22 protein-coding genes are annotated in these 26,611 nt (G+C 71.9%); 13 read left to right on the top strand and 9 right to left on the bottom strand.

The window, feature by feature from the left end:
* Window positions 1-174 precede the first annotated feature (174 nt).
* From ACQ5BE_RS13650 to ACQ5BE_RS13635, 4 genes are all read left to right on the top strand, one after another.
* Complete coding sequence (locus ACQ5BE_RS13650) at window positions 175-1,578, top strand: aminotransferase class III-fold pyridoxal phosphate-dependent enzyme (protein ID WP_430297509.1); 1,404 nt, start codon at window positions 175-177, stop codon at window positions 1,576-1,578.
* Between the two features lie 379 nt (window positions 1,579-1,957).
* A complete protein-coding gene (locus ACQ5BE_RS13645; protein WP_430297508.1) occupies window positions 1,958-3,139 on the top strand; it encodes a CaiB/BaiF CoA transferase family protein in 1,182 nt (393 codons plus the stop codon).
* Between the two features lie 153 nt (window positions 3,140-3,292).
* Window positions 3,293-4,516, top strand: a complete 1,224-nt coding sequence (locus ACQ5BE_RS13640; RefSeq protein WP_430297530.1) for an acyl-CoA dehydrogenase family protein — start codon at window positions 3,293-3,295, stop codon at window positions 4,514-4,516.
* On the top strand, window positions 4,513-6,015 hold the full coding sequence (locus ACQ5BE_RS13635) for an aldehyde dehydrogenase family protein (RefSeq protein WP_430297507.1): 1,503 nt from the start codon (window positions 4,513-4,515) through the stop codon (window positions 6,013-6,015). Before ACQ5BE_RS13640 ends, ACQ5BE_RS13635 begins: the two co-directional genes overlap by 4 nt.
* A gap of 130 nt (window positions 6,016-6,145) precedes the next feature.
* Here ACQ5BE_RS13635 and ACQ5BE_RS13630 read toward each other — a convergent pair whose 3' ends face one another.
* The 4 genes from ACQ5BE_RS13630 to ACQ5BE_RS13615 all read right to left on the bottom strand — a co-directional run bounded on the left by ACQ5BE_RS13630 (window position 6,146) and on the right by ACQ5BE_RS13615 (window position 10,429).
* Window positions 6,146-7,345 carry a metallophosphoesterase family protein gene (locus tag ACQ5BE_RS13630; protein ID WP_430297506.1) on the bottom strand — a complete coding sequence of 400 codons (1,200 nt, stop codon included), beginning with the start codon at window positions 7,343-7,345 and terminating at the stop codon, window positions 6,146-6,148.
* A 116-nt stretch (window positions 7,346-7,461) separates the two neighbouring features.
* Window positions 7,462-8,529 (bottom strand): enoyl-CoA hydratase/isomerase family protein, encoded by a 1,068-nt coding sequence (locus ACQ5BE_RS13625; protein WP_430297505.1) that lies wholly within the window; start codon window positions 8,527-8,529, stop codon window positions 7,462-7,464.
* Between the two features lie 20 nt (window positions 8,530-8,549).
* Window positions 8,550-9,359, bottom strand: coding sequence for a gamma-glutamyl-gamma-aminobutyrate hydrolase family protein (locus tag ACQ5BE_RS13620; RefSeq protein WP_430297504.1), 810 nt, complete (start codon window positions 9,357-9,359; stop codon window positions 8,550-8,552).
* Window positions 9,356-10,429: a glutathione S-transferase family protein gene (locus ACQ5BE_RS13615; protein ID WP_430297503.1), complete on the bottom strand. Its 1,074-nt coding sequence runs from the start codon at window positions 10,427-10,429 to the stop codon at window positions 9,356-9,358. Before ACQ5BE_RS13615 ends, ACQ5BE_RS13620 begins: the two co-directional genes overlap by 4 nt.
* Before the next feature lie 160 nt (window positions 10,430-10,589).
* Between ACQ5BE_RS13615 and argE the strand changes: the two genes are divergently transcribed.
* Window positions 10,590-11,753 carry an acetylornithine deacetylase gene (gene argE / locus ACQ5BE_RS13610; RefSeq protein ID WP_430297502.1) on the top strand — a complete coding sequence of 388 codons (1,164 nt, stop codon included), beginning with the start codon at window positions 10,590-10,592 and terminating at the stop codon, window positions 11,751-11,753.
* A 10-nt stretch (window positions 11,754-11,763) separates the two neighbouring features.
* Entirely contained in the window at window positions 11,764-13,047 is a 1,284-nt protein-coding gene (locus ACQ5BE_RS13605) for an MFS transporter (protein WP_430297501.1), read from the top strand.
* A 54-nt stretch (window positions 13,048-13,101) separates the two neighbouring features.
* Here the strand turns inward: ACQ5BE_RS13605 and ACQ5BE_RS13600 are convergent, their stop codons facing one another.
* The gene (locus ACQ5BE_RS13600) at window positions 13,102-14,811 is read right to left on the bottom strand and encodes a DUF222 domain-containing protein (protein WP_430297500.1); all 1,710 of its coding nucleotides are present in this window, start codon (window positions 14,809-14,811) and stop codon (window positions 13,102-13,104) included.
* A gap of 148 nt (window positions 14,812-14,959) precedes the next feature.
* Here ACQ5BE_RS13600 and ACQ5BE_RS13595 point away from each other — a divergent pair, with 148 nt between their 5' ends.
* The 4 genes from ACQ5BE_RS13595 to ACQ5BE_RS13580 all read left to right on the top strand — a co-directional run bounded on the left by ACQ5BE_RS13595 (window position 14,960) and on the right by ACQ5BE_RS13580 (window position 18,866).
* Window positions 14,960-15,787: an enoyl-CoA hydratase/isomerase family protein gene (locus ACQ5BE_RS13595; protein ID WP_430297499.1), complete on the top strand. Its 828-nt coding sequence runs from the start codon at window positions 14,960-14,962 to the stop codon at window positions 15,785-15,787.
* A gap of 109 nt (window positions 15,788-15,896) precedes the next feature.
* Window positions 15,897-17,366 carry a ferredoxin reductase family protein gene (locus ACQ5BE_RS13590; protein ID WP_430297498.1) on the top strand — a complete coding sequence of 490 codons (1,470 nt, stop codon included), beginning with the start codon at window positions 15,897-15,899 and terminating at the stop codon, window positions 17,364-17,366.
* Entirely contained in the window at window positions 17,363-17,908 is a 546-nt protein-coding gene (locus ACQ5BE_RS13585) for an FMN-binding protein (RefSeq protein WP_430297497.1), read from the top strand. Before ACQ5BE_RS13590 ends, ACQ5BE_RS13585 begins: the two co-directional genes overlap by 4 nt.
* Window positions 17,892-18,866, top strand: a complete 975-nt coding sequence (locus tag ACQ5BE_RS13580) for an FAD:protein FMN transferase (RefSeq protein WP_430297496.1) — start codon at window positions 17,892-17,894, stop codon at window positions 18,864-18,866. Before ACQ5BE_RS13585 ends, ACQ5BE_RS13580 begins: the two co-directional genes overlap by 17 nt.
* Window positions 18,867-18,868: 2 nt before the next feature.
* On the opposite strand, the gene ACQ5BE_RS13575 is transcribed toward ACQ5BE_RS13580, so the two are convergent.
* Together ACQ5BE_RS13575 and ACQ5BE_RS13570 are read right to left on the bottom strand one after the other, a co-directional pair.
* Window positions 18,869-19,636 carry an SGNH/GDSL hydrolase family protein gene (locus ACQ5BE_RS13575; RefSeq protein WP_430297495.1) on the bottom strand — a complete coding sequence of 256 codons (768 nt, stop codon included), beginning with the start codon at window positions 19,634-19,636 and terminating at the stop codon, window positions 18,869-18,871.
* The gene (locus ACQ5BE_RS13570) at window positions 19,633-20,184 is read right to left on the bottom strand and encodes a MarR family winged helix-turn-helix transcriptional regulator (RefSeq protein WP_430297494.1); all 552 of its coding nucleotides are present in this window, start codon (window positions 20,182-20,184) and stop codon (window positions 19,633-19,635) included. Before ACQ5BE_RS13570 ends, ACQ5BE_RS13575 begins: the two co-directional genes overlap by 4 nt.
* Before the next feature lie 346 nt (window positions 20,185-20,530).
* Between ACQ5BE_RS13570 and ACQ5BE_RS13565 the strand changes: the two genes are divergently transcribed.
* The 3 genes from ACQ5BE_RS13565 (at window position 20,531) to gluQRS (ending at window position 24,153) form a co-directional block, all read left to right on the top strand.
* A complete protein-coding gene (locus ACQ5BE_RS13565) occupies window positions 20,531-22,000 on the top strand; it encodes a trypsin-like peptidase domain-containing protein (protein ID WP_430297493.1) in 1,470 nt (489 codons plus the stop codon).
* Window positions 22,001-22,150: 150 nt separating this feature from the next.
* Window positions 22,151-23,218, top strand: coding sequence for an LLM class flavin-dependent oxidoreductase (locus ACQ5BE_RS13560; RefSeq protein WP_430297492.1), 1,068 nt, complete (start codon window positions 22,151-22,153; stop codon window positions 23,216-23,218).
* 32 nt (window positions 23,219-23,250) lie between these two features.
* Window positions 23,251-24,153, top strand: coding sequence for a tRNA glutamyl-Q(34) synthetase GluQRS (gene gluQRS, locus ACQ5BE_RS13555; protein ID WP_430297491.1), 903 nt, complete (start codon window positions 23,251-23,253; stop codon window positions 24,151-24,153).
* A gap of 91 nt (window positions 24,154-24,244) precedes the next feature.
* Here the strand turns inward: gluQRS and ACQ5BE_RS13550 are convergent, their stop codons facing one another.
* The gene (locus tag ACQ5BE_RS13550) at window positions 24,245-25,393 is read right to left on the bottom strand and encodes an FAD-dependent oxidoreductase (protein ID WP_430297490.1); all 1,149 of its coding nucleotides are present in this window, start codon (window positions 25,391-25,393) and stop codon (window positions 24,245-24,247) included.
* A gap of 14 nt (window positions 25,394-25,407) precedes the next feature.
* Window positions 25,408-26,565, bottom strand: a complete 1,158-nt coding sequence (locus ACQ5BE_RS13545) for a type III polyketide synthase (RefSeq protein ID WP_430297489.1) — start codon at window positions 26,563-26,565, stop codon at window positions 25,408-25,410.
* Window positions 26,566-26,611 lie beyond the last annotated feature (46 nt).

The raw sequence follows: 26,611 nt of genomic DNA, 5'->3' as shown, positions 1-26,611 counted from the left end.
CGCGGGGACCCCGCCCCCTCCGGGCTGCGCCGCGGCGTGTGCCCTTCGCACACATTCGGGTTGTGCAGTAAGTCTCATGAGACCCCAGTATGGGTCATAACATCCAAAGACGCGGCCCTGAGCGGTCCCTAGTGTGGTCTCAACCACACAGCCTTCCATCACCGGGAGAGACCCATGACTGACACCGCCGTCGCCCCATCCTCCGCAGCCGCCGTCGCCCAGCGCGCCCGGCACCTCGCCACGGAACTGCCCGGTCCGCGCTCACGCGAGCTCGAGGCCGAGCGCCGCCGCCACGTCACCGAGGGGTTCGGCGTGACGCTGCCGGTGTTCATCGACCGGGCGGAGGGGTCGCTGCTCGTCGACGTGGACGGGAACCGGATCATCGACTTCGCCGCGGGAATCGCCGTGACGAGCGTCGGGGCCGCGAACCCCCGCGTGGCCGAGCGGGCGGCCGCGCAGCTGTCCCGCTTCACGCACACGTGCTTCATGGTTACGGAGTACTCCTCGTTCGTGGAGGTCTGCCGCTGGCTCAACGAGCACACCCCGGGCGACTTCGAGAAGCGCACCGCGCTCTTCTCGACCGGGGCGGAGGCCGTGGAGAACGCCATCAAGATCGCCCGCTCGGCAACCCGCAGGCCCAACGTCCTCGTGTTCGACGAGGCCTACCACGGCCGCACCCAGCTCACCATGGCCATGACCGCCAAGGAGAACCCGTACCGCATCACCTTCGGCCCGCTCCCGGGCTCGGTCTTCCGGGGCCCGACGGCGCCCGCTCACCTCGCGCCGTCCGGTGCCGGCGGGGAGTCCAGCGCCGGCGAGGCGTCGGGTGCGGGCGAGGCGTCAGCCGTCGTCGCCCAGGCTCTGGCCGGCGTCGAGGAGGTCCTCGCCGCAGCAGGCCCGCACACCTTCGCCGCCATGGTGATCGAGCCGATCCAGGGCGAGGGCGGCTTCGTGGTCCACGCGCCGGGCTTCCTCGCGGGGCTGCGGGAGCTCGCGACGCGCCACGGGATCGTCCTCGTGATCGACGAGATCCAGGCCGGCATGGGCCGGACCGGCAGGCTGTTCGCCTCCGAGCACGACGGCGTCGCCGGCGACATCACCCTCTCGGCCAAGGCGCTCGGTGCGGGCCTCCCGCTCTCGGCCGTGACCGGGCGCGCAGAGCTCATGAACGCCGTCCACGCGGGCGGCCTCGGGGGAACCTATGCGGGCAACCCGGTCGCGTGCGAGGCGGCCCTCGCCGTGTTCGAGCTCCTCGAGGACGGCGCGCTCCTCGCCGGGGCCTGCGCCGTCGAGAAGGCGGTGCGCGAACGGTTCGAGCCGCTCCTTGCGCTCGACGGCGTCGTCTCCGTTCGCGGGCGTGGTGCCATGATGGCGATCGAGTTCGGCGACAGCTCCGGCCCACGCGCCGACCTCGCAAAGGCCGCGGCCGCCGCCGCCAACGCCGCGGGCGTCCTGACGCTCACCTGCGGGACGCACGGGAACGTCATCCGGCTCCTGCCGCCGCTCGGCATCGAGCCCGAGGTCCTCGACGAGGGCCTGGCGGTGCTCGAGGCCGCGGTGCGGGAGGCGCTGTCATGACCGCGCAGACCGCAGCCGCCTGGCGCCCCTGTATCAAATTGGCACACCCCGGACCATCCCCGCGGACCGACCCTGAAAGTGTCACAAGGCGGCGAGGAGATGAGCCCCATGAAGAACCGGCAGCAGGTACACGACCGCTGGGCCAGCCGGAGGCAGGCCGATGCTTCGGCCGCTCCGACGGCCCAGGGCACGCTCAGGTCCGTCGCCAGGGCAGCACCAGCTGCCTGGGCGTCCTTGGCCTGGGGTCGGGGAACCGCAGCAGCCTCGCTGCCGGCGGCGCCCTGACGCGCCTCCCCGCGCGCAGCGGTCCTCGACGGCGCTTGCAGGCTGCGGCGGAGGTGCTGATCGTGTCGGGTGGGCAGCACCCGGAGGAGGACCGGTGAACACGGCATCGACGGCCGAAGGCACAGCTCCGCTCGAGGGCCTCCTCGTCGCAGACTTCTCCCGGGTGCTTGCCGGTCCGCTCGCGACCATGACGCTCGCGGACCTGGGGGCGCGGGTCGTGAAGGTCGAGCGGCCGGGCACCGGGGACGACACCCGGCACTGGGGGCCGCCGTTCTCCGCGACGGGGTCGACGTACTTCGAGAGCGTGAACCGGAACAAGGAATCGGTCGAGCTGGACCTGGCCGACCCGGAGGGCCGCGCCGTGGCGCGGGAGCTCGCGCTGCGCGCCGACGTGCTCGTGGAGAACTTCAAGCCCGGCGGGCTCGAGAAGCTCGGGCTCGGGTATGAGTCCTTTGCGGCGGAGAATCCGGGGCTCGTGTACGCCTCGATCTCGGGGTTCGGGTCCGCCGGGGGGCGGGACCTGCCGGGGTACGACTTCATCGTCCAGGCCCTCGGCGGGCTCATGTCCATCACCGGCGCCGCCGACGGGGAGCCGGGTGCGGGACCGACCAAGGTGGGGGTCGCCGTCGTGGATGTGCTCACCGCGAAGGACGCGACGATCGGCATCCTGGCGGCCCTCGCCGAGCGGGCCCGCACGGGCCGGGGCAGGCGGGTCGAGGTGAATCTGCTCTCCTCGCTCCAGGGCGCGCTCGCGAACCAGGGGCAGGCGTATCTGGGCGCCGGAGCCACCCCGCGGCGGATGGGCAACGACCACCCCTCGATCGTGCCGTACCAGCTGCTCGCGACCGCCGACGCGCCGCTCGCCGTCGCCGCTGGGAACGACGGGCAGTTTGCCCGGCTGTGCGAGGCGATCGGCTCGCCCGAGCTCGCCGCGGACCCGCGGTTCGCGACGAACCCCGCGAGGGTGGCCCACCGGGCCGAGCTCGTCCCGCTGCTCGAGTCCGGGCTCTCGACGGCCTCGGCCGAGGTGTGGCAGGACAAGCTCGCCGGCCTCGGTGTCCCTTGCGGGCGCGTGGCCGGGATCGGGGAGGGGCTCGACTACGCCGAGTCGCTCGGGCTCTCCCCCACGGTCGAGGTCCGCGACCGCTCCGGGGCTGCGGTGGGCCGGCAGGTCCGCCACCCCATCGCGTGGACCCCTCCCCTGCCGCCGCGCACCGAGGCGCCGCCCGCGCTGGGAGCCGACACGGCCGACGTCGTGCGCTGGCTCCGAGCCTGACTCCCCCGACCCATTCACCCCTCTGGTGTTGTGGGGTCCCTGGCGGGCCGTTGCGGGGTCCCTGGTCACGGCCAGGGACCCCACAACCGGGCGCCAATGACCCCACAACGTGAAAGGACCTTACCGATGACTGCCACCGCTAGCCTGACGGGCATGGACACCGCCGTCTCTGACCTGACCACCCGCCGACTCCCCGACCCCGCCGATCTGATCTCCTTCGACTCCCTCCTGACACCCGGAGAGCTCGCGCTGCGCGACACGGTGCGGGCGTTCGTGAAGGAGCAGATCAAGCCGAACATCGCCCGCTGGTACGAGGACGCACGCTTCCCGCTCGAGATCGTCCCCGAGATGGCCAGGCTCGGCCTGCTCGGGATGCACCTGCACGGCTACGGCTGCGCCGGCCGCTCCGCCGTGGAGTACGGCCTGGCCGGGGCGGAACTCGAGGCCGGCGACTCCGGCCTGCGCACCTTCGTCTCCGTCCAGGGCTCCCTGGCCATGTCCGCGATCCACAAGCACGGCTCCGAGGAGCAGAAGGCCCAGTGGCTGCCGCAGATGGCCGCCGGCGAGGCGATCGGCTGCTTCGGCCTCACCGAGCCCACCGCCGGCTCCGACCCCGGCTCCATGACCACCCGCGCCCGCCGCGACGGCTCCGGGGACACCGCCGACTGGATCCTCACCGGGAAGAAGCGCTGGATCGGCCTGGCGAACGTCGCCCAGGTCGCAGTGATCTGGGCCCAGACCGGCGAACACGGAGACCCGCGCGGCGTGCGCGGCTTCGTCGTCCCCACAGACACCCCCGGCTACACCGCCACCCCGATCGAGCCCAAGCTCTCCATGCGCGCCTCCATCCAGTGCGAGATCGACCTCGATGAGGTCCGCCTCCCCCACGACGCCGTCCTGCCGGACGTCACCGGGCTCAAGGGCCCCTTCTCGTGCCTGAACGAGGCCCGCTACGGCATCATCTGGGGCGCCATGGGTGCCGCCCGCGACGCCTTCGAGGACGCCCTCGCCTACTCCAGGGAGCGCCTCCAGTTCGGCAGGCCGCTCGCGGGGTACCAGCTGACCCAGGCCAAGCTCGTGGACATGGCCCTGGAGATCAACAAGGGCTTCCTCCTGGCCCTGCACCTGGGCCGGCTCAAGGACGCCGGGAAGCTCGCGCACCACCAGATCTCGGTCGGCAAGCTCAACAACTGCCGCGAGGCCATCGAGATCTGCCGCGAGGCCCGCACCATCCTCGGCGGCAACGGCATCACGCTCGAGCACTCGCCGCTGCGCCACGCGAACAACCTCGAGTCCGTGCGCACCTACGAGGGCACCGACGAGGTCCACACCCTCATCCTGGGCCAGCAGCTCACCGGAGAGGCGGCGTTCCGGTGAGCGCGGGGACGGACACGGCGCGGGTTTCGACTCCGCTTCGCTCTGCACAGCCACCGCAGCTGCGCCTACTCATCGGCGGCGAGTGGGTAGCGGGCGACGGCGCCCCGCTCGCCTCCGTCAACCCGGCCCACCCCGAGCAGGTGGTGGCGGAGGGCACCCAAGCCGTCCCCGCCGACGTCGACCGCGCCATGCGCGCGGCCCGCGCCGCCCAGCGCGAGTGGGCACGCACTCCCATCCACGAGCGCGGCGCGGTGCTGGCCCGCGCCGCCGCGGAGCTCGAGGAGCGCGCGGACGAGCTCGGCCTCGAGCTCACCCAGGAGGAGGGCAAGACGCTCGCGGAGGGGCGCGGCGAGGTGCTGCGCGCGGCGCAGATCCTGCGCTACTACGCCGGCGAGGGCGACCGCGTCGCCGGCGAGCACTTCGCGTCCCCGCGCCGCGGCGAACGGATCCTCGTCACGCGCAAGCCGCTCGGCGTCGTGGGGATCGTGACGCCGTTCAACTTCCCGATCGCCATCCCGGCCTGGAAGATCGCGCCCGCGCTCGTGTACGGGAACGCGGTGGTGTGGAAGCCGGCGTCGACCGTGCCGCTGCTCGCGATGCGGCTCGCCGAGGCACTCCAGTCGGCGCTGGCGGGCGCTGGCCTGCCGGACGGCGTGCTCAACCTGCTCATCGGGCCGGGCGCGCTCGGCACCGAGCTCGTGCGGCACCCGGAGCTGGACGGGCTCTCCTTCACGGGGTCCACGGGCGTGGGCCGCATGCTCGCTGGCGAGGCTGCCTCGCGCGGCGTCCCGTTCCAGGGCGAGATGGGCGGGAAGAACGCCGCGATCGTGCTCGCGGACGCGGACCTGGACCTTGCCGCCGAGCAGGTGCTCTTCGGCGCCTTCCGCTCGAGCGGGCAGAAGTGCACGGCCACGTCGCGGCTCGTCGTCGCCGAGGAGGTCGCCGACGAGTTCCTCGCCAGGCTCGCGGCGCGGCTGGACGCGTGGCGTGTCGGGGACCCCAGCGACCCGACCGTGCACATGGGGCCGCTTGTCACGGGAGACGCCGCCCGCTCCGTCCGCGCGGCCGTCGCCGCCGCAGAGGCCGACGGCGCCCGGGTCGCCTACCGCGGGCAGGCGCCCGACGGCGGCGTCTCACCCTCCGCGTTCGTGCCGGCGACGGTCCTCGAAGTCGATGCCGAGAGCCCGGTGTGGCGCGAGGAGCTGTTCGGGCCAGTGCTCGCGGTGCGCCGTGCGGCGTCGGCCGAGGAGGCGTTCGCCCTCGCCGAGGACTCCGAGTTCGGGCTCTCCGCGGCGCTGTTCACGCGGGACATCGCCACCGCGCTGGACGCGGTGGACGCCCTCGACGTCGGCATCCTGCACGTGAACTCTGAATCCGCCGGCGCCGACCCGCACGTGCCGTTCGGCGGGGCGAAGAAGTCCGGGTACGGGCCCAAGGAACAGGGCGGGGCGGCAAAGGAGTTCTTCACCCACACCACGACGGTGTACCTGCGGGGGTAGCCCTCCCCCCTTGCATCAACTGCTGCGCAAGTGTCGTTTTGAAGCTCCATAGCGACACTTGCGCAGCAGTCGATGGGGAGTAGCGAGGCCGGGTCTACGTGGGCCCGGGTTACCTGCTACCTGCTGCCCGCTACCTGCTGCCCGGGAGGGTGTTCGGGAGGTACTTCCGCGCCGCGAGGTCGAACTGGAAGTAGTCGTGCAGCTGGTTGCCCTTCTGGTACGGGTCCTGGGGCCGGGGCACCTTGTAGTACCGCCCGCTCAGGATTGAGCCCGCGAGGTCGACCCGCAGGAATCCGTGGTGGTCGTCGCAGTAGGAGTTCAGGGTGACGTCGTCGCCCTCGGAGTCCGTCAGCACGACCGGCGGGATCATCTTCTCCCCGTCGACCGTCTGGACGGCATGGAGGTTGTGGTAGCCGCCCGCGCCGGTCACGAGGTAGAGCGAACTCGTCTCGGCGTCGATCTCATGCGTGAAGCGCTGATAGTTGTGGACGTGCCCGGCCACGACAACGTCAGGTCGCCGTCCTGCCTGCCCCGCGGCACTGTTGATGACGTCCTTCATCGCGACGCTGCCGGAATGGTGGTCGTCTGCCGAGAAGGGCGGGTGGTGCAGGACGACGAAGATCGGCACCTCCTTCGGCAGCTCCGAGAGCTCCTGCGCCAGCCATTCGGTCTGCGGCTCGCGGATCTCCCCTCCTTCGGGGACGTTGCTGTAGAGGCCCACGATGTTGACCAGGGGCGTCAGCAGGGTCCAATAGACGTTGGGCTGGACCATCGCGGTGCGGGGGGCGTCGCCGGACTCGGGGGTCTTGGTGGGCTCCGTCGCGCAGAAGTTCCTCAGGAAGCCGTCGAGCGAGGTGTCGTCCTCGAGGTTCTCGCCGTCGTGGTTCCCCGGAACCGCGAAGATCGGCACGCCGTAGTACTCGTACGGCGCATAGAACTGCTCGTAGTAGTTCTCGACCTGGCCGTTGAAGTACACGCAGTCACCGGCAAGATAGAGGAACGCCGGCGTCGACCCCGAGGAACCCTGCTGCGCGAGGTCGGATTCAAGCCCGGCGGCAACCAGCTGCTGGGGAACCGCGTTGCCGATTCCGCCGACGTCCCCGTCCAGATGGAAGCTCATGGTCTTCGTCGCAACAATCTGCCCGTACTGGTCGCTGGAGATGATGTCCTTGAGGTCCAGGCGGAACGGGCTCTCCCCGGTGGGCGGCGGGAGCTCGCGATAGGTGGTATTTCGCGGCTGGCGGCTGTTGAGTGCAAAAGCCGCGGTCATCGACGGCCGCTGCATCGCGAAGACATGGCCCGGCTGGCCCATCAGAGGAACCCGTTCCATTTCACCCTCCATCCAGGACGACGCCGTCGCGCAGACGGCACCTGAATGCTAGGGCTCGCGGGGACTCGCGGGAAGCTACCGGTCAGTCCTCCCCGACCATCAGTCCTCCCCGAGCATCAGTCCTCTCCGAAGGCCGCCCGGACCTCGGCCGGGTCGACGTCCTCGATCCGGGACGGACGCCACTGCGGCGCGCCGTCCTTGTCGACGAGCAGGGCGCGGATCCCCTCGCGCATGTCGTGCCGCCCGATGAGGGTCGCCCCCAGCCGGAGGTCCTGGGCGAGCACGTCGACAAGCTCCATGACCGCCGCCCGGCGCAGGGCAGCAAGCGTCACCACCACGGAGAACGGGCACACCGACCGCATCGCCTCCTCGGCCGCGCGCGCCCCCTCGTGGCCCTCGGCCGCGAGCTCGACAAGGCGTTCGAGGATCGTCTGGGCGTCGTCGCCCGCGTAGGCCTCGTCGATCCACTCGCGCTCGCGAGCGAGCGGGGCGACCAGCCTCGGGTCGGAGGCCTCGAGCGCGAGCCCGCGCACGACGTCGTGCGCCGCCGCGAGCGCCGACTCCTCACTCACGCCCGGCTCGGCCAGGCGCGCAGCGAGCGCCTCGATCAGCGTCTCGGCGCGCTCCCCCAGCCGCTCGGACGGGACGAGGTGGTCGGCCCAGCCGAGGTGCACCGCGTCGGCGCCGGTCACGGTCGACGACGTGAGCGCGAGGTGCGTGCCCAGCTCGCCGGGGGCGGCGGCCAGGAGCGTGGCCATGCCCACGTCCGGCGTGAAGCCGATCCTGGCCTCCGGCATGGCTGCCTGGGTCCGCTCGGTCACGATGCGGACGGAGCCGTGCGCGGAGATCCCGAGCCCGCCGCCCATCGTGACGCCGTCCATGACCGCGACGTACGGCTTCGGGTACGCGGCGATGAGCGCATTGAGGCGGTACTCGTCGGCCCAGAAGGCGATCGCGTCGTCGTCCAGCCCGAGACGCAGGGCCCGGACGTCGCCGCCCGCGCACAGCCCGCGCCCCTCACCGCGCACGACGACGCCACGCACCTCCGGCGCGTCGGCCCACTCCTCGAGGAGGTCCTCGAGCGCAGCGATCATTGCGTGGTCGAGCGAATTGAGGGCCCGGGGCCTGTCGAGGGTGACGATCCCGAGCGGGCCGCGGATTTCGGCGCGGACGTGCCGGCTCATGCTGACGATCTCCTCAGGACTTAGGCGGCCGGTGAACCCTCGACGGGCGGGACCAGACCCGTCGACGGGGGGCGCACTCGCGGGGCCGTGCGGCACGCATCCACGAAGGCACCCAGGATCGCGGCGAGCTGGCCGGGGGCGTTGGCGCCGTCGGGGGCAGCCGTCTGAGGGTCTTCGGGGTGCCACTGGACGGCGACGAGCCACACGCCGGGGTCGGCGGACTCGACGGCCTCGACCACGCCGTCCGGGGCCATCGCGGAGATGCGCAGGCCCTCACCGAGACGCCCCGCGCCCTGATGGTGGCCGGAGACGACGCGCGCGGCGGGCCCGAGCATCTCGAACAGCCGCGTGCCCGGCTCGATGGCGGCGTTGTGCAGGACCATCGGGCCCGACGGGTCGGCGTGGTTGCTGTGCATGCCTCGGGACCCGAGGTCCTCCTCCAGTGTGCCGCCCAGGACAACGTTGATGAGCTGGAGCCCACGGCAGATGCCGAGGACAGGGCGGCCCGCGGAGAGGGCACCGCGCACGAGGGCCGCCTCGGCGTCGTCGGCACTCCGGTCCACGTCCGCGATGGCCGGGTGCGCGGCGTCGCCCCCGTACAGCGCGGGGTCCACGTCGCCTCCGCCCATGACCAGCACGCCGTCGAACTCCTCCGCGGGCGGGAGGAGGCCGGCCGCGGCGTCGAGCACGACGGCGTCAGCCCCCGCGGCGGCGAGGCCCGCCGCCGCGCTGTGGGTGAGGGCGGCGAGCTCGGCGTGGAACCAGGCCTCGTGGGACGGCGCGCTGGCCGCCCAGGTCACGGCGATGCGGGGCGCACGGGTCGCGGTCATGCGTAGAGGGGGTTGTGGCCGGCGGCGACGCGCTCGTTCGGTCGGACGAGGCTGGGCGGCGTCCCGTCACCGAAGGGCCTGCCGCCGAGCTCCTCGCGGCGGTGGGGCGTGAGCCAGCCTGAGAGGTCGGGGCCCGCTGGCACGATCTGGGTGGGATTGATGTCCTCGTGGACGATGTAGTAGTGCCGCTTGATCTGCACGAAGTCGATGGTGTCGCCGAAGCCCGGGGTCTGGAACAGGTCGCGCGCGTAGCCCCAGAGGGCCGGCATCTCGGTGAGCTTGCTGCGGTTGCACTTGAAGTGGCCGTGGTAGACGGGGTCGAAGCGGGCGAGGGTCGTGAAGAGCCGCACGTCGGCCTCGGTGATCGTGTCGCCGACGAGGTAGCGCTGGCGCGTGAGTCGCTCCTCGAGCCAGTCCATTGCGTCCCAGAGGCGGGCGTAGGCACGGTCGTACGACTCCTGCGATCCGGCGAACCCGCACTGGTACACGCCGTTGTTGACGTCCTTGAAGACGCGGGCGTTCACCTCGTCGATCTCGTCCCGGAGGCGCTCCGGGTAGAGGTCCGGTGCGCCGTCGCGGTGGAACGCTGTCCATTCGAGCTCGAAGTCGAGGGTGATCTGGGGGTAGTTGTTGGTCACGACGGCGCCGCTCGGCACGTCCACGATCGCGGGCACCGTGATGCCGCGGGGGTAGTCGGGGAAGCGTCGGAAGTAGGCCTCCTGGAGGCGCTCGATCCCAAGGACAGGGTCCCGGCCGTCCGGGTCGAGGTCGAAGGTCCAGGAGCGCGCGTCGTGGGTGGGGCCCGGGAGCCCAAGGGAGATGGCGTCCTCGAGCCCGAGCAGGCGCCGCACGATGATCGTCCGGTTCGCCCAGGGGCAGGCCCGGGCCGCGACGAGCCGGTAGCGGCCTGCCTCCACCGGCCAGGCCTTCGCTCCCTCAGGGGCCGGCGTGCCCGGCGGGAAGGTGCCGTCGCGGGTGATGCGGTCCTCGATGTAGTTCGTATCACGGGTGAACTCCTCGCCCGTGTGGACGTAGGCGCCCTTGGTGCTGAACTCTCCGATGCTGGCCATGGAGCCAGCCTAGTGCCGGGGCTAGATTGGAGCGATGGAACGGCCCGCACCCTCCGCATCCCCCTCGGACACGCCTCCCCCCGCCCCCGCAGACGCGACCCCGTCAGACAGGACGCCGTCAGACAGGACGCCCTCAGACAGGACGCCCTCAGACAGGACGATGGACTGGATCGCCCGTCTCATCGCCGTCGACACCACGAGCCGCGACTCGAACCTGCCGCTCATCGGCCTCATCGCCGCCGAGGTGCGGGAGCACGGCGTCGAGCCCGTCCTGGTCCCGAACGAGGACGGCAGCAAGGCCAACCTCATCGCGACGTTCCCCGCGGCGGACGGTTCGGTCTCGGGCGGCGTCGTCCTCTCCGGCCACACCGACGTGGTGCCCGTGGACGGACAGGACTGGTCGAGCGACCCCTTCTCGCCCGAGGTGCGGGACGGCCGCCTCTACGGCCGCGGCGCGTGCGACATGAAGGCCTTCGTCGGCGCCGTCGTGGCACGGATTCCGGACCTCGCCGCCGCGCCCCTGCGCGAGCCGGTGCACCTCGCCTTCTCCTACGACGAAGAGATCGGATGCCTGGGGGCGGAGGACCTCGTCAAGGACATGGTGGGCCGGGACCTGCGCCCGCGCGCGTGCATCGTGGGCGAACCCACGAGCATGCGGGTGGTCCACGGGCACAAGTCCATCAACCTCTTCCGGGTCGACTTCCACGGCGTCGCGGCGCACTCGTCGCTCACCCCGAACGGCGTCAACGCGATCGAGCACGCCGCCGCGTTCGCGCGCTTCGTCCGCTCCGTCGCCGACGAGTTCCGCGCGCAGGGGCCGTTCGACGACGCCTTCGACGTCCCCTACACCACCTGCACCGTGAACCTCATCGAGGGCGGAATCGCCGTCAACACCGTCCCTGCCGACTGCACGCTGCACTTCGAGTTCCGCTCGATCGGCGCCGTCGACTCGCGCGCCCTGGTCGAGCGCTTCCGCTCCGAGCTGCGCAGGATCGAGGGCGAGATGCAGGCCGAGAATCCTGCTGCACACATCGAACTGAGGGTCGTCGCCGCGGCTCCGGGGCTCGAGACCCGGCCCGACGCCGAGGTGGTACGCCTCGCCACCGAATGGGGCGGGCTCCCGTCGGATGAGAAGGTCGCGTACGGCACCGAGGCGGGCCTCTTCGACCAGGGCGGGATCCCCACCGTGGTGTGCGGCCCCGGCGACATCGCCCAGGCGCACTCCCCCGACGAGTTCGTCAACCTCGGGCAGATTGCCCTGTGCGAGGCCTTCCTCGACCGGGTAATTGCCTCTGTGCAAGAACGATCCGCCCGCACCCCCTGAGGAGCCTCGCATGCCCGCCACTTCCGCCACCTCGGCGGCCACCCCGGAGCGGCTCGCCGCCGCGCGGAAGGCCGTTGTCAGCAGTTCGATCGGTGCCGCGCTCGAATGGTTCGACATCATCGTCTACGCCTCGTTCGCGATCGTCATCGCCGAGAACTTCTTCCCCGAGGGCGACAGCACTCTCGGGCTCATCCTGACGTTCGCCACCTTCGCGATCTCCTACCTCATCCGGCCGCTCGGGGGCATGTTCCTCGGCTCGTACGCGGACCGGCACGGCCGCAAGGGCGCGCTCACGCTGACGCTGACGCTCATGATGGTCGGGACCCTCATCATGGCCATTGCCCCGACACACGCCCTCGTCGGCGCCTGGGCGGGAATCATCATCCTCATCTCGCGGCTGATCCAGGGCTTCTCGGCGGGCGGTGAGTTCGGGACGGCCACGACCTTCCTTGTCGAGACGGCTCCGCACCGGAAGGCGTACTACGCGTCCTGGCAGGTGGCCGCCCAGGGCATCTCGATGTTCCTCGCCTCGGCCTTCGGCTTCGCCCTGTTCAAGTGGCTCTCCAAGGACGACCTGTACGCGTGGGGCTGGCGGATCCCGTTCTTCATCGGCATCTTCATCGGTCCTGTGGGCCTCTACATCCGGGCGCGGCTGACCGAACCGGACGAATTCCTGACCAGCGAGAAGCACGCCGGGCCCGTCCGTGCGATCTTCACGCACTTCCTCGGCCGGCTCCTCACGGCGTCGGCGTGCATCGGCGTCGCCACGATCTCGATCTACCTCATCCTCTACATGCCGACCTTCGCCGTGAAGAGCCTGCACGTCACGGCGAGCGCGGCGTACCTCGGCGGCGTCGTCGCCGGGCTCGTGATCCTCATCGGGACGCCGTTCGTCGGGATGCTCGCGGACAGGGTCGGGCCGGCGCGGCTCATGCTGTGGGCGGCCATCGCTGCGTTCGTGCTCGCCTGGCCGCTGTTCCAGCTCATCATCAGCACGCCAACGCTGCCGGTGTTCCTCCTCGTGGTCGGCCTCCTCGGCGGCATCTGTGCGCTCTACTTCGGCCCGCTGCCGACGCTCCTGACCGAGATCTTCCCCGTGAACGTGCGCACCACCGGGGTGGGGGTGGCCTACAACGTCGGCGTCACCGTCCTGGGCGGACTCGCACCGCTCGTCCTGACGTGGCTCCTGGACCTCACAGGCGTCCTGAGTGCGCCCAGCTTCTACTACATGGCCGTCGCCGTCATCTCCCTCGTGGGCCTCGGCGTCGCGCGGACGCGATACAACGCACGGTAGGGGGCTGCGGAGCGGGAGCTATGCAGCAATGACCTCGCTCCGCCGGGCGCCGGCTCAGAACGGTGGCGGCCGGTCGGGCGGAGGTTTGCGCGGCGGGCTGGGGATCTGGCAGGCCCGCGTGATGTGCCGTCGGCCGAGGGGCGACGTCCAGACGATGGTGCCGTCACGCTCGTTCTGTTGGGCCCTCCAGTGCCCGAGCGTCTTGATCCTGTGGTGCTCGGGGCACAGCAGGCCCAAGTTCTCCACGTCCGTGGAGCCGCCCATCGACCATTCGTGGGTGTGGTCCGCTTCGGTGTGCGGGTGTGGCCGATCGCAGGCGGGAAAACGGCAGCCGTGGTCGCGGAGCGCGAGGAACCGGCGAAGGGCTGCGGGTGGCGTGTAGCGCGTGCGGCCCAGTGCGAGCGGGGCACCGGTCTGGGGATCCGTCAGCAGGCGGAGCCACGTGGCCGACTGGGCCGCCAGCGCCCGCGCAGCCTCAGCGGAGATGAGGCCATAGCCGAGGACCTCGGCAGGCTCGTCGCCGAACGCCATTCCTGCCGCCTCCAGTTCGGCTTCGGGGCGCCCCGAGTGCTGGGGCTGGGACGACGCAGCATTGCCGACAGGGGTTGGCAGGACGGTGGTGTGCGGGACCTTGACCACGACCTCAGCGCGCACCCCGGCAGGGCGACCAGCGGCGCCCCCACATGACGTGCCGCCACCAGACCCGCTGCCCGCGGGAGCACACGCGGGGGCGAGCAGGAGGTCGGTGAAGGCGTCGAGCCGGCGCTGGGCCACGGTGCGCGGGTCACCAGGAGAAGCCTGGCTGCGGGCAATGGCCTGCAGCCGGGCGTCGATCATGGCACCGGCCTCGAGGGGCAGATGGGCGTGGAGGTGGCACATGCCGTCGTCGCCCGGCTCGATGTCCACCATGCGCCGCTCCCGCGCGTGCTTGGCACGGGCAGAGAGCGTGAGGGCGCTGTGCTCCTCGGCCATGCGCCGCAGCGAACGCCTGAGGGCCGGCAGAGAAAGCTTCGGCGGGGCGGGGGCGTCCGCAGGCTGGCCCTGTCCGGCGTCCCCGGGAACCGCGAGCGCAACGGCCCGTTCGAGGAATTCCGGGGCGGACGCGGCCGGGACGGGAGCGGCAGCATGCAGGATCGTCTGGGCGCGAGCACGGTCCAGCCGACCGCCCTGCAGGGCCGCCAAGACGGGCGCCGCCTCCGGCTCCGTCACAGCCAGCGCCTCGGCAACCAGCGCCCGGGCGCTCCGCGGGGGCAGCGAGAGCTCAGCGGCGATCTCGGCGGCGGTCAGGGAAGGAGCGTCGAGCCGGTCGAACGGGCTGGCGGAATCGGCACCGAGCAGGTTCGCGATCCCCCGCACCATGAGCACCCGCATCGCGTGCAGCTTCGCCTCAGCTGCCTCGACCGCGGAGAGAGACGACAGGAGTGCGTCAACCGCTCGTTCGTGGTTGCGGGCCGCCACCGCCAGAGGGTGGAGGAGGACCACTTCGCCCATGCCGTTCTCATCGACCGCCGCCCAGTCCCGCTGCTCCGACAGTCCACGGTCCGGGTCTGCGGCAGGGTCGTCCAGATACGCCGGATAGTCGGCCGCCTCCCCTACCTCCGCCGCCAAGGACGGATCCGACCAGTCGTCGGCATCCGCCCATTCGGACAGCCATGGGGACTCGTCCTCGGGCCGGAAGGGCTCCTCAAAGGACGCCCCGGAGCGCGCGGCGAGCCGCTCGCCGTCGTGCGCGGCCCCCTCAGAGATTCCCCCGAACCCGTCCATGGAAAGATCCCATCACAGGGGTCCGACAGTTCTCGTGGCCCGGTTTCCGCAGGTCATACCGACGACGGGGTGAGACTCAGTTTCACGGCGTCGGTCCCACCGGCTAGCGTTGGTCTCGGAACACACCATCGACGGCGAGGACGTGACCATGGACTCCAGCACCTTTGACCCGGGCAGCTACACCACCCTCAAGCTCGACCTCAACGACGGCATCCTGACCCTCACCGTGGACCGGCCGGAAGCCCTCAATGCGCTCTCCCAGCAGGTCGTCTCGGAACTCTGGAAGGCCTTCACCGCCATCCAGGACTCCTGCACGCACGACGCCGGGTGGCCGGTCCGCGGCGTCATCGTCACCGGGGGCGGGGGGAAGGCGTTCGTCGCTGGCGCGGACATCCGCGAGATGGCGTCGATGGACCCCGACTCTGCGGCCGAGTACGCGCGGTCGATGCAGGGCGTGACGCTCCTCATCGAGAAGCTCCCTGTGCCGGTCATCGCCGCCGTGGACGGCTTCGCGCTCGGGGGCGGCTGCGAGCTGGCCCTCGCCTGCGACTTCATCTACGCCTCCGAGTCGGCCCAGTTCGGCCAGCCGGAGGTCAATCTGGGCCTCGTGCCCGGCTTCGGGGGATCCGTGCGGCTCCCCCAGCGCGTGGGACTCGGTCCCGCCCGGGAGCTCATCTACACGGCCCGGAGGATCGACGCCGCCGAGGCGCTCCGCCTGGGCCTCGCCAACCGGGTCCTTCCCTCGCGCGAGGAGCTCCTCGCGGCCGCCCGGGACACCCTCCAGGAGATCGCCGGGAAGGCTCCCGCCGCCGTCGGACTCGCGAAGCAGTCCATTGCAGGCGCCACGGGCCGACCCACCAACCAGGGCCTCGAAACCGAGGCGGAGGCGTTCCGGGAGGCCTTCACCACCGACGACATGCGCGAGGGCACCACCGCCTTCCTCGAGAAGCGGAAGGCCGCGTTCACCGGGAAGTAGGGAACGGGGTCAGCACGCGGGGAGCCGCCCCCTGGTCCCCTGACAGTCACAGCTGGATCTCCGGCGCCGTCACAGCGGAATGAAAGGGTTGGGCGGAAATGTAGGTGGCATGACGGCCACGCTCCCCTCCCACGACAAGGCGCCCCACAGGACACCGCCCACCACCCGCTACCGGCTGAACCCCCGCGACGCACTCGGCCGCGAGCTGACGGCGCGCGGCCGGCGTCGCCTGCTCTCCGCGGACGCGCTCACCGTCGCGGCCTGGGGATCGGCGGCCGCCGCCGTCGCGCTCTACCTCGCCGACGGTGCCGCTGGACAGTTCGGCTCGATCGCCTCCGCGCTCACCGCACTCGGAATCGTCGCGGGCCTGATCGGCACCGATCTCGTGCTCGTGATGCTGCTGCTCGCGGCACGGCTGCCCTGGATCGACCGGGCCATCGGCCACGACAAGGCCATGGCCGTCCACGGCAAGCTCGGGAAGCCTGCGCTGTACCTGCTCCTGGCCCACATGGTCTTCCTCCTGCTCGGCTACGGGGCGGCCGAGGGCCTCGACCCCGTGTCGGAGGCCGTGGCCCTGTGGAACCTCGTGCCGGACATGTGGCTCGCCTTCGTCTCGATGGGGCTGTTCATCGCGGTGGTCGTGACCTCGCTCGTCGCGGTGCGCCGGAAGATGCCGTACGAGTTCTGGCATGGGATCCACCTCCTCTCCTACGCCGCCGTGCTCACGGGCCTTCCCCACCAGTTCAGCGTCGGCGGGGTCTTCGCCGAGGGCCAGTGGCAGCGCGTCTACTGGGAGGCCTTCTACTGGGGCGTCGTCGGGGCGCTCGTCGCGTTCCGGGTCGTCGCGCCGCTGGCCCGCACATGGCGGCACCAGCTCACCGTGAGCCGCGTGGTCCTGGAGGCGGACGACGTCGTGAGCATCGAGATGACCGGCCTGCGCCTGCACGAGCTCACGGGCGACGGCGGCCGGTTCTTCATCTGGCGCTTCCTCGCCCCGGGCCTGTGGTGGCACGCGCACCCGTTCAGCCTCTCCGCCGAACCGCACCGTGGCGACTACGGGGACACGATCCGGATCACCGTCCGCAGCCTTGGCCGCGGAAGCGCGGCCCTCCTGGGGCTGCGGCCCGGGACGAAGGTCGCGCTCGGGGGCCCGTACGGCAACTTCGCCCACGCCTCCCGCACCCGCCCCGGCCTCGTGCTGGCCGGCTCCGGAATCGGCATCACGCCGATCCGAGCCCTCCTCGAGCGGGCCGAGTTCGCGCCCGGCGACGCGACCGTGATCCTCCGCGCCGGCACGGACGAGCACGTGTACCTGCGCGACGAGATCCGTGCCCTCTGCGCGGACCGCGGCGCCGTCCTGTACGAACTCGTGGGCCACAGGTCTGCCCGCTCGGGCTGGCTCCCGGCACACCAGGCCGGCCTGACCCTGACCGACTACCTCCACTCCGGCGCCCCCGCCCTCGCAGACTCAGATGTCTACGTCTGCGGCCCGAGGGAATGGTCCGACGCCATCCTCGCGGACGCGAAGGCGGCCGGCGCCGCCGACGAGCAGCTCCATCGCGAAAGGTTCGACTGGTGAGAACACGAGCAGCCATCTCCGCATCCCTCGCCTCCGTCGGCATCCTCGCCGCGGGCTGGCAGGCCGGCGCCCAGGCGCTCGACGCCGCTCAGGCGACCGCCGCCGGCACCGGCACGGGCGCTACCACCGGCACGGGCACCACCACCGGCACGGGGAGCACGACGGCGGGCGGCACCTCGGGCGCGACGGGCGGGTCGACGTCGTCCGGGTCGAGCGGCTCCGGCAGCACGTCCGGGCAGGCGAGCACCGGGGCGCAGGCGAAGGCGCAGGCCACCTACGCCGGCAAGGTCGTCTCGACCCGGTTCGGCACCGTGCAGGTGCAGATCACGGTGCAGAACGGGAAGGTCACCGACGTCACGGCCCTCAAGCTGACCGACGCCGAGCGGAAGTCCCAGATGATCAGCGCCCAGGCGGCCCCGATCCTGCGCTCGGAGGTGCTCCAGGCGCAGTCGGCTGACGTGCAGACCGTCAGCGGCGCGACGGTCACCTCCGACGCCTACCTCACCTCCCTCCAGGCGGCCCTCGATGCAGCCCATCTCTGACCCCACGTCCGCGGGAGCCGAGCCGGCCGGCGCCACGTCCCTCCGCGCCCGCACGTTCGTGTGCATGGGAACGGTCGTGAGCCTCACCGTTCCCGCGCAGCCCGGGAGCCCCAGCGATGCCGACGCCGACCGGCTCGAGGCGGCCACCGCCGTCGTCGAGGACCAGTTCGAGGACCTGGATGCTCGCTTCAGCCTGTTCAAGCCGAACTCGGAGGCGAGCCGCGTCTCCCGCGGGGAGCTGTCCCTGATGGAGGCCAGCCCGCTCATGCGCGACCTCTACGCCGACGCGGTGCGCTGGCGCCGCCGCACCGACGGCGCATTCACGCCCGAGCGCCCTGACGGGCTCATGGACCTCAGCGGGCTCGTCAAGGGGTACGCCATCGCGGAAGCCGGGCGATCACTCGTGGCGCTCGGCCTGCACGACTGGTGCCTCAACGCGGGCGGGGACGTGCTCGTCTCGGGCTCGCCCGCGCCGTCGGCGGCTGGCGGGAAGCCGTGGCTCGCCGGCATCGTCGACCCCGCCGACCGGCGCACGCTCCTCGGCGCCTACCCCCTTGGAGCCCAGGCCGTCGGCGCCCAGGCCCCCGGCGCCCTGCCACCCGGAGCCCTGCCACCCGGCTCGCGTGAGCCGGCAGGGTCGGGAGCCCGGCGGCTGGCCCTCGCGACCTCCGGCTCCGCGGAGCGCGGCGACCACATCTGGACGGCGGGCCTACGGGGTCCGAGCTGGCGCGGCCCGAGCTCGCAGGGTCCTGCGGGGGCGCGGCGTCCGGAGTTCGCGCAGGTGAGCGTCGCGGCGTCGGACATCGTCACCGCAGACGTCCTCGCCACCGCCGTCGTGGCCGGCGGCCGCGGCACTCTGGACGCGGTGATGGCGCGCTGGGACGTGGACGTTCTCGCGGTGGCGCACGACGGCGCGCTGCTCGCCACGCCGGGGTTCCGCGCCCCGAGCGCGGCGTAGCCTCAGAGGCGGATGAGCTCCGGGTACTTGGGGCTCAGGCCGTCGCCGGAGGAGCGGCCGGTGAGCCGGCGCATGACCCACGGCCCCGCGTGCTCGCGGGCCCAGACGGCGTTGGCCCGCAGCTGCTGCACGCGGCTCAGCACCGGCAGCGGAGAGACGTCCGGGACCTCTGCGAGCCCCTCGTGCTCGAGGATCTCCAGCACACGGTTCGCCATCGTCGCGTGCCCGAGGGCGGACATGTGCATGCGGTCCGCGTCCCACATCCGCCAGTCCTGGAACTCGTGGAAGCGCCAGAAGTCCACGATCCTGGCCCCGTGCCGGTCCGCGATCCACCGCACCTGCTCGTTGTAGATGGCCGTGCGTCCCCGCATCGAGCCGAACACCTTGGAGGACCCCGCGTCGAAGCCCGTGAACAGCAGCACCGTGGCGCCGGACTCGACCAGCCGCTCCACGGCACGGTCGTATTCCACGAGCAGCGCGTCGATGTCCACCTTCGGGCGGAGGATGTCGTTCGCCCCCGCGTACAGGGTCACGAGGGTGGGGTAGAGGGCGAGGGCGGGCTGAAGCTGCTCGCGGACGATCTGCTGCAGCTTGCGCCCACGGATCGCGAGGTTCGCATAGCCGAGTCCGGGGTCGGCCGCCTGGAGCTGTTCAGCCACCCGGTCGGCCCAGCCCCGGACGCCGTTGGGACGGGCCGGATCAGGATCCCCGACACCTTCGGTGAAGGAGTCCCCGAGCGCGACGAAGCGCGTGGTGAAGTCGCCGCTCACGGTGCCACCCCGCCGTCGTGCGCCCCGGCGCTCGCGACCCCGGCGCCCTCGGCGACGGCCGCCGCACGGGCGGGATCGCGGAAGATCCAGCTGTCGGACTCGAGACGGGACACGATCTTCTCTCCGATCTCGGCCAGGCGCTGGACGTCGTCGCCGTCGAGCGCGTCGAAGATGAGCTGCCGCACGCGCTCCACGTGATCCGGCGCGAGCTCGACGATCGTCTCCCATCCCGCGTCGGTGAGGTGGGCGGTGGTGACGCGGGCGTCATCGGGCGAGGGCTGCCGGTCGATCCAGCCCCGGGCCTGCAGCTTGGTCACCACGTGCGAGAGGCGCGACAGCGATGCCGACGTGCGCGCGGCGAGCTCCTTCATGGGCAGCATGCGGCCCTCGGCCTCGGAGAGCATCGCGAGGACGTCGTAGTCGAAGAGGGAGAGCCTGTTCAGGCTCGTCAGGTGGGCGTCGAGCGCGGCGGGCAGAAGGGTGTTCACGCTCAGCAGCGCCAGCCAGGCCCGGCGCTCCTGGGCGGTCAGCCAGCGGGGTTCGGTCACGGAAACCAAGCATAGAGCGTTGGGGCTGCGGTCTGGTCCGCAGCGAGGCTGCAGACTCATTAAATCCAACGTCTTGACTTACTCTGGGCGGGCACCTACCTTAGTGATATCGGCCTCTCAGGTCGAGACTCACGGGCAGGCCGAAAGGCCAGCGCCCGGGCCGGACCGCTGGGGGAACGGCTGCTTCGCGAACCACGGCTCGCCCCGTTCGGGGAGGCGAGACGGACCCGCCGAAGCCACAACAGCTCCACGCACCCTTCAAGAACCGCGCGTTCTCCAGAACCGCCTGTTCAGAACCGCACCGTAGGGGCGCACGGTTGTGCGCCCAGAGGAAAGAGCTCCCGCCATGACCACCCTGCACCCCTCCCTCAGGCATGCCGTTCTCGCGGCCTTCGCCGCTCTCGCCGCCTTGAGCCTCGCCCTCTTCGGCCCCAGCGCCCAGTCCCCCGCCCGAGCGGCCTCTGCTTCCGATGCGGAGAAGTCGGTCGTGTACCTCTACGTCCAGTTCGACGGCGAGGTGAAGGTTCCCTACAACTCCGGCACCGAGACGTACACCTCGAGCATCCCCGCCGGCTGCACCGGCTGGTTCGCCAGTTCGCAGGCCCACATCGTCACCGCCGCGCACTGCGTCGAGAAGAGCGACGAAATCAAGCTCGCCATCCTCAAGAACGTCATGCAGCAGCTCGGGATCAGCGAGTACCTGCAGCGGGCGTGGGACGAGAACTGGGCCACCGTGACCAACGTGACCGTTCGCGCCTACCAGCCGCAGGGCGTCGACGGCGCCGTCCCCGCACTCCAGAACACCGGCCTCACCGCCCAGCTCATCGACGCGCAGACCTTCGCGAACGGAGACCTCGCCCTCCTCAAGATCGCCGACCTCTCCGGCACGACCCCGCTGACCATGGCCCAGAAGTCGCCGGGGACCGGCGAGCGCGTGACAGCGGTCGGCTTCGCCGGCTCTGTCACCGACGTCAGCGACGCCTCGCGCCAGCGCGCCTCGTTCAAGACCGGCACCGTGTCCTCCCGCCAGGTCACCACAACCGGCGTCCCCGTCACCGAGATCGACGCCGCGGTCACCAACGGCATGTCGGGCGGCCCCACGATCGACAACGACGGCAACGCCATCGGCGTCAACAGCTTCAAGCCGCGCGGCGAGTCCCAGGCCTTCAACTTCGTCACCGACACCGAGGCCCTCAAGACGTTCCTGACCCGCAACGGCGTGACCCCGGTCGTGCAGACCCCTTCAGCCACCGCCGCTCCGAGCACGGCAAGCACGACGGCGCCCGCCTCCTCGGGCGACAGCCTGCCGCTCTACCTCACGATCGGCGGCGCGGCGATCGTGATCCTGGGCCTCGGCGCCACGCTGTTCATCGTGATGGGCAAGCGCCGCCGGGCCTCGGGCCCCTCCGCCCAGACGGCAGTCGCCGGGCCTGCGGGCCAGTTCCCCGGGGCGCAGGCCCCGCAGTACACCGCCGGCCCCGCCCAGCCCCGGACGCAGCAGTTCGCCGGGACGCAGCAGTTCGCCGGGACGCAGCAGGGCTCCCAGCAGTACGGCGCACCGCAGTACTCCGAGGCGCAGTACCCCGAGCAGCAGTACGGCGCCGCGCAGCACCCGGAGCAGCAGCCGGCCGCACCCGCGACGACGGTTCCGACGGGCTTCCAGCCCAGCCAGGGCCAGCACCCGCAGGCGCAGCAGTACCAGGCGCAGTCCCAGCCCAACCAGTACCCCCAGCCGCAGTACCAGTACCCCGAGGTCCAGCAACCCGGGCCGTACCAGACGGGCCAGGACCAGCGGCCCCAGGCCCCGACAGCCTGAGCCGCCGCAACATGACCCGCAGCAACACTGACCCGCCGCAACACTGACCCCAGCGGCCAGAACCCGAGCGGCCGGCACCTCACCCGAGGCGCCGGCCGCTCGTCGTCGTGCGCGGGAATACCCACCGGATAATTGAATGTTCAAGCAATCATGGACTTCGGCATCTTCACGTTCGGCGAGCTCACCCGCGACACCTCAGGCAGCCCCGGCGCTCTCACCCGCTCCGCGCGGCAGCGCATCGAGGAGACCATCCAGCTGGCCAAGCTCGCGGACCAGGCGGGGCTCGACGTCGTCGGGATCGGCGAGCACCACCGGCACGACTTCGCGTTCTCCGCCCCGGAGGTCGTGCTCGCGGCGATAGCGCGCGAGACCGAGCGGATCCGGCTCACGACGGCGGTCACGGTCCTCTCCACCGCGGACCCGGCGCGCGTCTTCGAGCAGTTCGCGACACTGGACATCGTCTCCGGCGGCCGCGCCGAGATCCTCGCCGGCCGCGGAGTGTTCCCTGAGTCCTTCCCGCTCTTCGGCTACGACCCGGCCAACTACGACGCCCTCTTCGAGGACAAGCTCGAGCTCCTGCTCGAGATGCGCGAGCACGCCACCGTGACCTGGCCGCCCGCGCACGACGACGCCGTCCCCTCCCGCCCGCGCGCGCACCACGCCCTGCGCGACGCGGCCCTCTCCCCCCGCCCCGTCCAAGAGCGGATGCCGATCTGGCGCGGGGTGGGCGGGACGCCGTCGAGCTTCGTGCGGGCGGGGCAGGCAGGGGTGCCGCTCTTCCTCGCCCTGCTCTCCGGGCACCAGCACTTCGTGCGGCTCGTCGAGCTGTACCGCACCGCCGGCGCGCAGGCCGGCCACGCGCCGTCGTCCCTCAGGGTGGGGACGGGGAGCCACTTCTTCGCCGCGCGCACCTCCCAGGAGGCCCGCGACACCTTCTACCCCCACTACGCGAGGTACATCGAGCAGAACATGCCGCGGCCGGCCGGCGAGTTCCCGCGCGAGCACTTCGACGCGTGGGCCCGTCCCGGCGGCGGCCTGCTCGTGGGAAGCCCCGCCCAGATCACGGAGCGGATCCTCGCCACGCACGAGGCCCTCGGCACGGACCGGTTCATGGCCCAGGTCGGACTGGGGACGCTGCCGTTCGCCGAGACGGCGGCGTCGATCGAGCTGCTCGCGACCGAGATCGTCCCGGCGGTGAAGAAGGCGATCGCTGAATAGGGACGGTGGAGGCAGCCGCTAGCCTTGACGGCATGACTCCACGCGGCGCAGGCCGGTTCGCCCCGAGCCCCTCCGGGGAGCTGCACGTCGGCAACCTCCGCACGGCACTGCTCGCGTGGCTGTTCGCCCGGTCCACGGGCCGCCGTTTCCTGATGCGCGTCGAGGACCTCGACCGGGCCCGGGCGGGCGCCGAGGAGGTCCAGCTGAGGGACCTCGCCGCCATCGGGCTCGACTGGGACGGCGAGGTGGTGCGCCAGACGGAGCGCGGCGCGCTGTACGACGACGCGATCGGCCGCCTCACCGACGCCGGCCTCACCTACGAGTGCTACTGCACGCGCCGGGAAATCCAGGAAGCCCCGAGCGCTCCGCACGCGCCGCAGGGTGCGTACCCGGGCACGTGCCGCGACCTCACCGAGGACCAGCGCGCACGACGCCGCGCGGAGCGTCCCGCCGCCGTCAGGCTTCGCGCGGAGGTCACCGAATGCGCGGTGACGGACGTGCTGCACGGGCGATATGCGGGGCTCGTGGACGACTTCGTGCTGCGGCGCAACGACGGAGTGGTCGCGTACAACCTCGCGGTCGTCGTGGACGACGCCACGCAGGGGATCGACCAGGTGGTCCGTGGCGACGACCTCCTCTCTTCGGCGCCGCGGCAGGCCTATCTCGCCGGGCTCCTCGGGGCGCACGTGCCCGAGTATGCGCATGTGCCGCTCGTCCTCAATCCGGCCGGACGCCGCCTCGCCAAGCGCGACGGCGCCGTGACGCTGGCTGCGCTCGCCGCCGCCGGGGTGTCCGCGGAGCGCGTGACGGGGCTCCTGCTCGCCTCCGTTGGCCTGCCCACCTCGCTCCCGGAAGCCCTCGCGGCCTTCACGCCCGACGCGCTGCCCCGGGACCCCTGGGTCCTCGACCCCGGGGAGCTGACCTCCAGGAGGTGACCCCCAGAACGTGACCCCCAGATTCCGTCTGAGGGTCACCTCCTGGGGGTCATTACCTGAGAGTCATTACCTGGGGGTCACCTCCTGCGGGTCAGGCCTGCATCGTGAAGCGGGCCGCGGTGAGGTTCCTGGCCAGAGGCGCCTGGTAGAGCGCGCGGAAGGCCGCGTTCCGCGCGGCCATGAGCCGCGACGGAAGGGGACGGCCGAGCGCCATGTTGAGCCTCGCCTGCCGGGCCGCCGCCGCGGCCGCGGCCAGCCTCCCGCGCTCGGCCGCCACCCAGAGCTCGGGCCAGCCGTCCGCCTGCCCGCGGTCCCGGCGGCGCTCCCGCACGTCCGCTGCAACAAGGGGTGCGAAAGCCTCGGCGTCGAGCCATCCGAGGGTCATGCCCTGCCCTCCGATCGGGCTGACCTCGTGCGCGGCGTCCCCGACGAGCAGCACGGGCCCCTGACGCATCCTCGCGGCGAGCCGCTCCGCCACCGTGAAGGCGCTCAGCATGGTGCACGACGCCGTGACCACCGCCTCCCCCGTGCGCTCCCCGATGACCTGCGCGAGCCGCTCCGGGCTCGGGGCCTCCTCCTCGGGCGCGTCGAGATGCGCGACCCATCGCCGCACGCCACCGGGCAGCGGGAAGGATTCCACGATCCCCTCCGGTTCGAGGTGCAGCACGGCCAGTGTCCCGTCGCCGGTCGTGTCGGCGAAGTCGCCCATGAGGTACGCGTCCGGGAGCGCCCGCTCGCGCACCGGGATCGCGAGCGCCGTCCGCAGCGGCGACCGCGCGCCGTCGGCCGCAATCACCCAGGCGCCGCGGAATGCCTCCCCGGTCGCGGTGCGCACGACGGCGCCGCCCTCCGCGCCTTCGACTGCCGCCACCCGCACGCCTCGCCGGAGCGCTCCTGGGGCGACCGCGGCGAGCCGGCCCTCGAGCGCCTCCTCGGTGCGCCACTGCGGGACGGCGAGGACCCCGGGGTTGAAGCCCACGCGTGCAACGTCCCGCCTTCCGGAGCGCGCCACGCCCTCGCCGATCAGCACCCCGGCGGCCGCGAGCCCCTCCGCGATGCCGGCCCTGCCGAGCACGCGCAGTCCAGGCGGGTGGATGCCGATGGCGCGGGAGTGCCGGCCGGGCTCGTGGCGCACCTCGAGCACGACGATGTCGATCCCCGCCTGCGCGAGGAGCACGCCGAAGCAGAGCCCGACGGCGCCGCCGCCGACGATGACAGCCTCGTGCGACTCGTGCCCCACCGCCGGCCCGGCGCCTACGGGAGGACGCGGGTCAGCAGCGCGGTCTCGACCGTGAGGCCCGGCCCGAACGCCATCGCGCAGACCCGCTCGGCGCCGGCCCGCTCGGCGCCAGCACCCTGCCCGGGGCCCTGTGGCAGGTTCAGGATGCGGTCGAAGACGAACATGACCGTGGCGCTGGACATATTCCCGTACTCCCGCAGGGTGTCCCGCGCGGGCGCGGCCTGCTCCTCGGACAGCCCCAGCCGGGTCACCACCTTGTCCACGATGCTGCGGCCGCCCGGGTGGATCGCCCAATGCTCGATCTCGGCGTGCGCCCGCCCGGCCAGGGCCGGGTCGCCGGCCAGGAGGGGTTCGAGCGCGCCGGTGATGTGGTCGTCGATGATGTGCGGGACATAGCTGCCGAGGACCATCTCGAAGCCTTGGTCGCCCACGTTCCACGCCATCGTCTCCTCGCCGACGGGCGTGAGCGTGGTCTCGAACGCGTCCAGGCTCAGGGCGGGCCGCGTGAGCGGGAGGTCCCGCGCGGTCACGACGGCGGCTGCGGCACCGTCCGCGAAGAGCGAGGCGCCGAGGATCGTGTCAGGGTCGTTGGAACCGCGCACGTGCAGCGAGCACAGCTCCACGATGGCCACGAGCACGACGGCGTTGGGCTCGGCCTCGCAGAACGCCTTGGCCATGCGCAGGGCCGGGAACGCGGCGTAGCAGCCCATGAAGCCAAGGTGGAATCGGCGCACGGACGGGCTCAGGCCGAGGTCACGGACGATCCGGTAGTCCGGGCCGGGGTTGAAGAAGCCCGTGCAGGAGACCGTGACGACATGCGTGACGTCCTCGGGCCCGATGCCGTCCGCGGCGTCGAGGGCCCGGCGGGCCGTCTCGGTGAACAGCGGGGTGGCCTCCCGCACGAAGAGGTCGTTGCGCGTCTTGGTGCTCGGGTTGAGGATGGCGCCGGTGCCCGGGTCGAAGAAGTCCGGCTCGTGGTCGGGCTGGTCCCACGAGAACTCGCTGACCGCCGAGTGGCGCGTGTCGATCGCGGAGGCATCGAAGCACGCGGTCACGAGCCGCTGTCCGAGCCGGGTCAGGCCCTCCTGCGCGGCGAAGACGTCGCGCGCCTCGGGCTGCTTGAGGACGGTGGACGGGACGGAGGTCTCGAGGGACCTCATCAGGACGGCCATGCGTCATCCTCTCTAGGGCAGGGGCGCCGGGGCAAGGGGTGGGTGC

Origin of the sequence: Sinomonas sp. B1-1, assembly GCF_050474465.1 — a bacterium.
Classification (GTDB): domain Bacteria; phylum Actinomycetota; class Actinomycetes; order Actinomycetales; family Micrococcaceae; genus Sinomonas; species Sinomonas flava.
Note: the sequence above shows the minus strand (reverse complement) of the source record. Positions and strands in the feature narration are given on the sequence as shown.

Bases quoted from the DNA above. Each gene is read 5' to 3' on its own strand.
- argE (WP_430297502.1), top strand. From the start codon at position 10,590: ATGGACTGGATCGCCCGTCTCATCGCCGTCGACACCACGAGCCGCGAC.
- ACQ5BE_RS13590 (WP_430297498.1), top strand. From the start codon at position 15,897: ATGACGGCCACGCTCCCCTCCCACGACAAGGCGCCCCACAGGACACCG.
- ACQ5BE_RS13600 (WP_430297500.1), bottom strand. From the start codon at position 14,811: ATGGACGGGTTCGGGGGAATCTCTGAGGGGGCCGCGCACGACGGCGAG.
- ACQ5BE_RS13580 (WP_430297496.1), top strand. From the start codon at position 17,892: ATGCAGCCCATCTCTGACCCCACGTCCGCGGGAGCCGAGCCGGCCGGC.
- ACQ5BE_RS13595 (WP_430297499.1), top strand. From the start codon at position 14,960: ATGGACTCCAGCACCTTTGACCCGGGCAGCTACACCACCCTCAAGCTC.
- ACQ5BE_RS13545 (WP_430297489.1), bottom strand. From the start codon at position 26,565: ATGGCCGTCCTGATGAGGTCCCTCGAGACCTCCGTCCCGTCCACCGTC.
- ACQ5BE_RS13640 (WP_430297530.1), top strand. From the start codon at position 3,293: ATGGACACCGCCGTCTCTGACCTGACCACCCGCCGACTCCCCGACCCC.
- ACQ5BE_RS13605 (WP_430297501.1), top strand. From the start codon at position 11,764: ATGCCCGCCACTTCCGCCACCTCGGCGGCCACCCCGGAGCGGCTCGCC.
- ACQ5BE_RS13565 (WP_430297493.1), top strand. From the start codon at position 20,531: ATGACCACCCTGCACCCCTCCCTCAGGCATGCCGTTCTCGCGGCCTTC.
- ACQ5BE_RS13650 (WP_430297509.1), top strand. From the start codon at position 175: ATGACTGACACCGCCGTCGCCCCATCCTCCGCAGCCGCCGTCGCCCAG.
- ACQ5BE_RS13560 (WP_430297492.1), top strand. From the start codon at position 22,151: ATGGACTTCGGCATCTTCACGTTCGGCGAGCTCACCCGCGACACCTCA.
- ACQ5BE_RS13615 (WP_430297503.1), bottom strand. From the start codon at position 10,429: ATGGCCAGCATCGGAGAGTTCAGCACCAAGGGCGCCTACGTCCACACG.
- ACQ5BE_RS13620 (WP_430297504.1), bottom strand. From the start codon at position 9,359: ATGACCGCGACCCGTGCGCCCCGCATCGCCGTGACCTGGGCGGCCAGC.
- gluQRS (WP_430297491.1), top strand. From the start codon at position 23,251: ATGACTCCACGCGGCGCAGGCCGGTTCGCCCCGAGCCCCTCCGGGGAG.
- ACQ5BE_RS13625 (WP_430297505.1), bottom strand. From the start codon at position 8,529: ATGAGCCGGCACGTCCGCGCCGAAATCCGCGGCCCGCTCGGGATCGTC.
- ACQ5BE_RS13630 (WP_430297506.1), bottom strand. From the start codon at position 7,345: ATGGAACGGGTTCCTCTGATGGGCCAGCCGGGCCATGTCTTCGCGATG.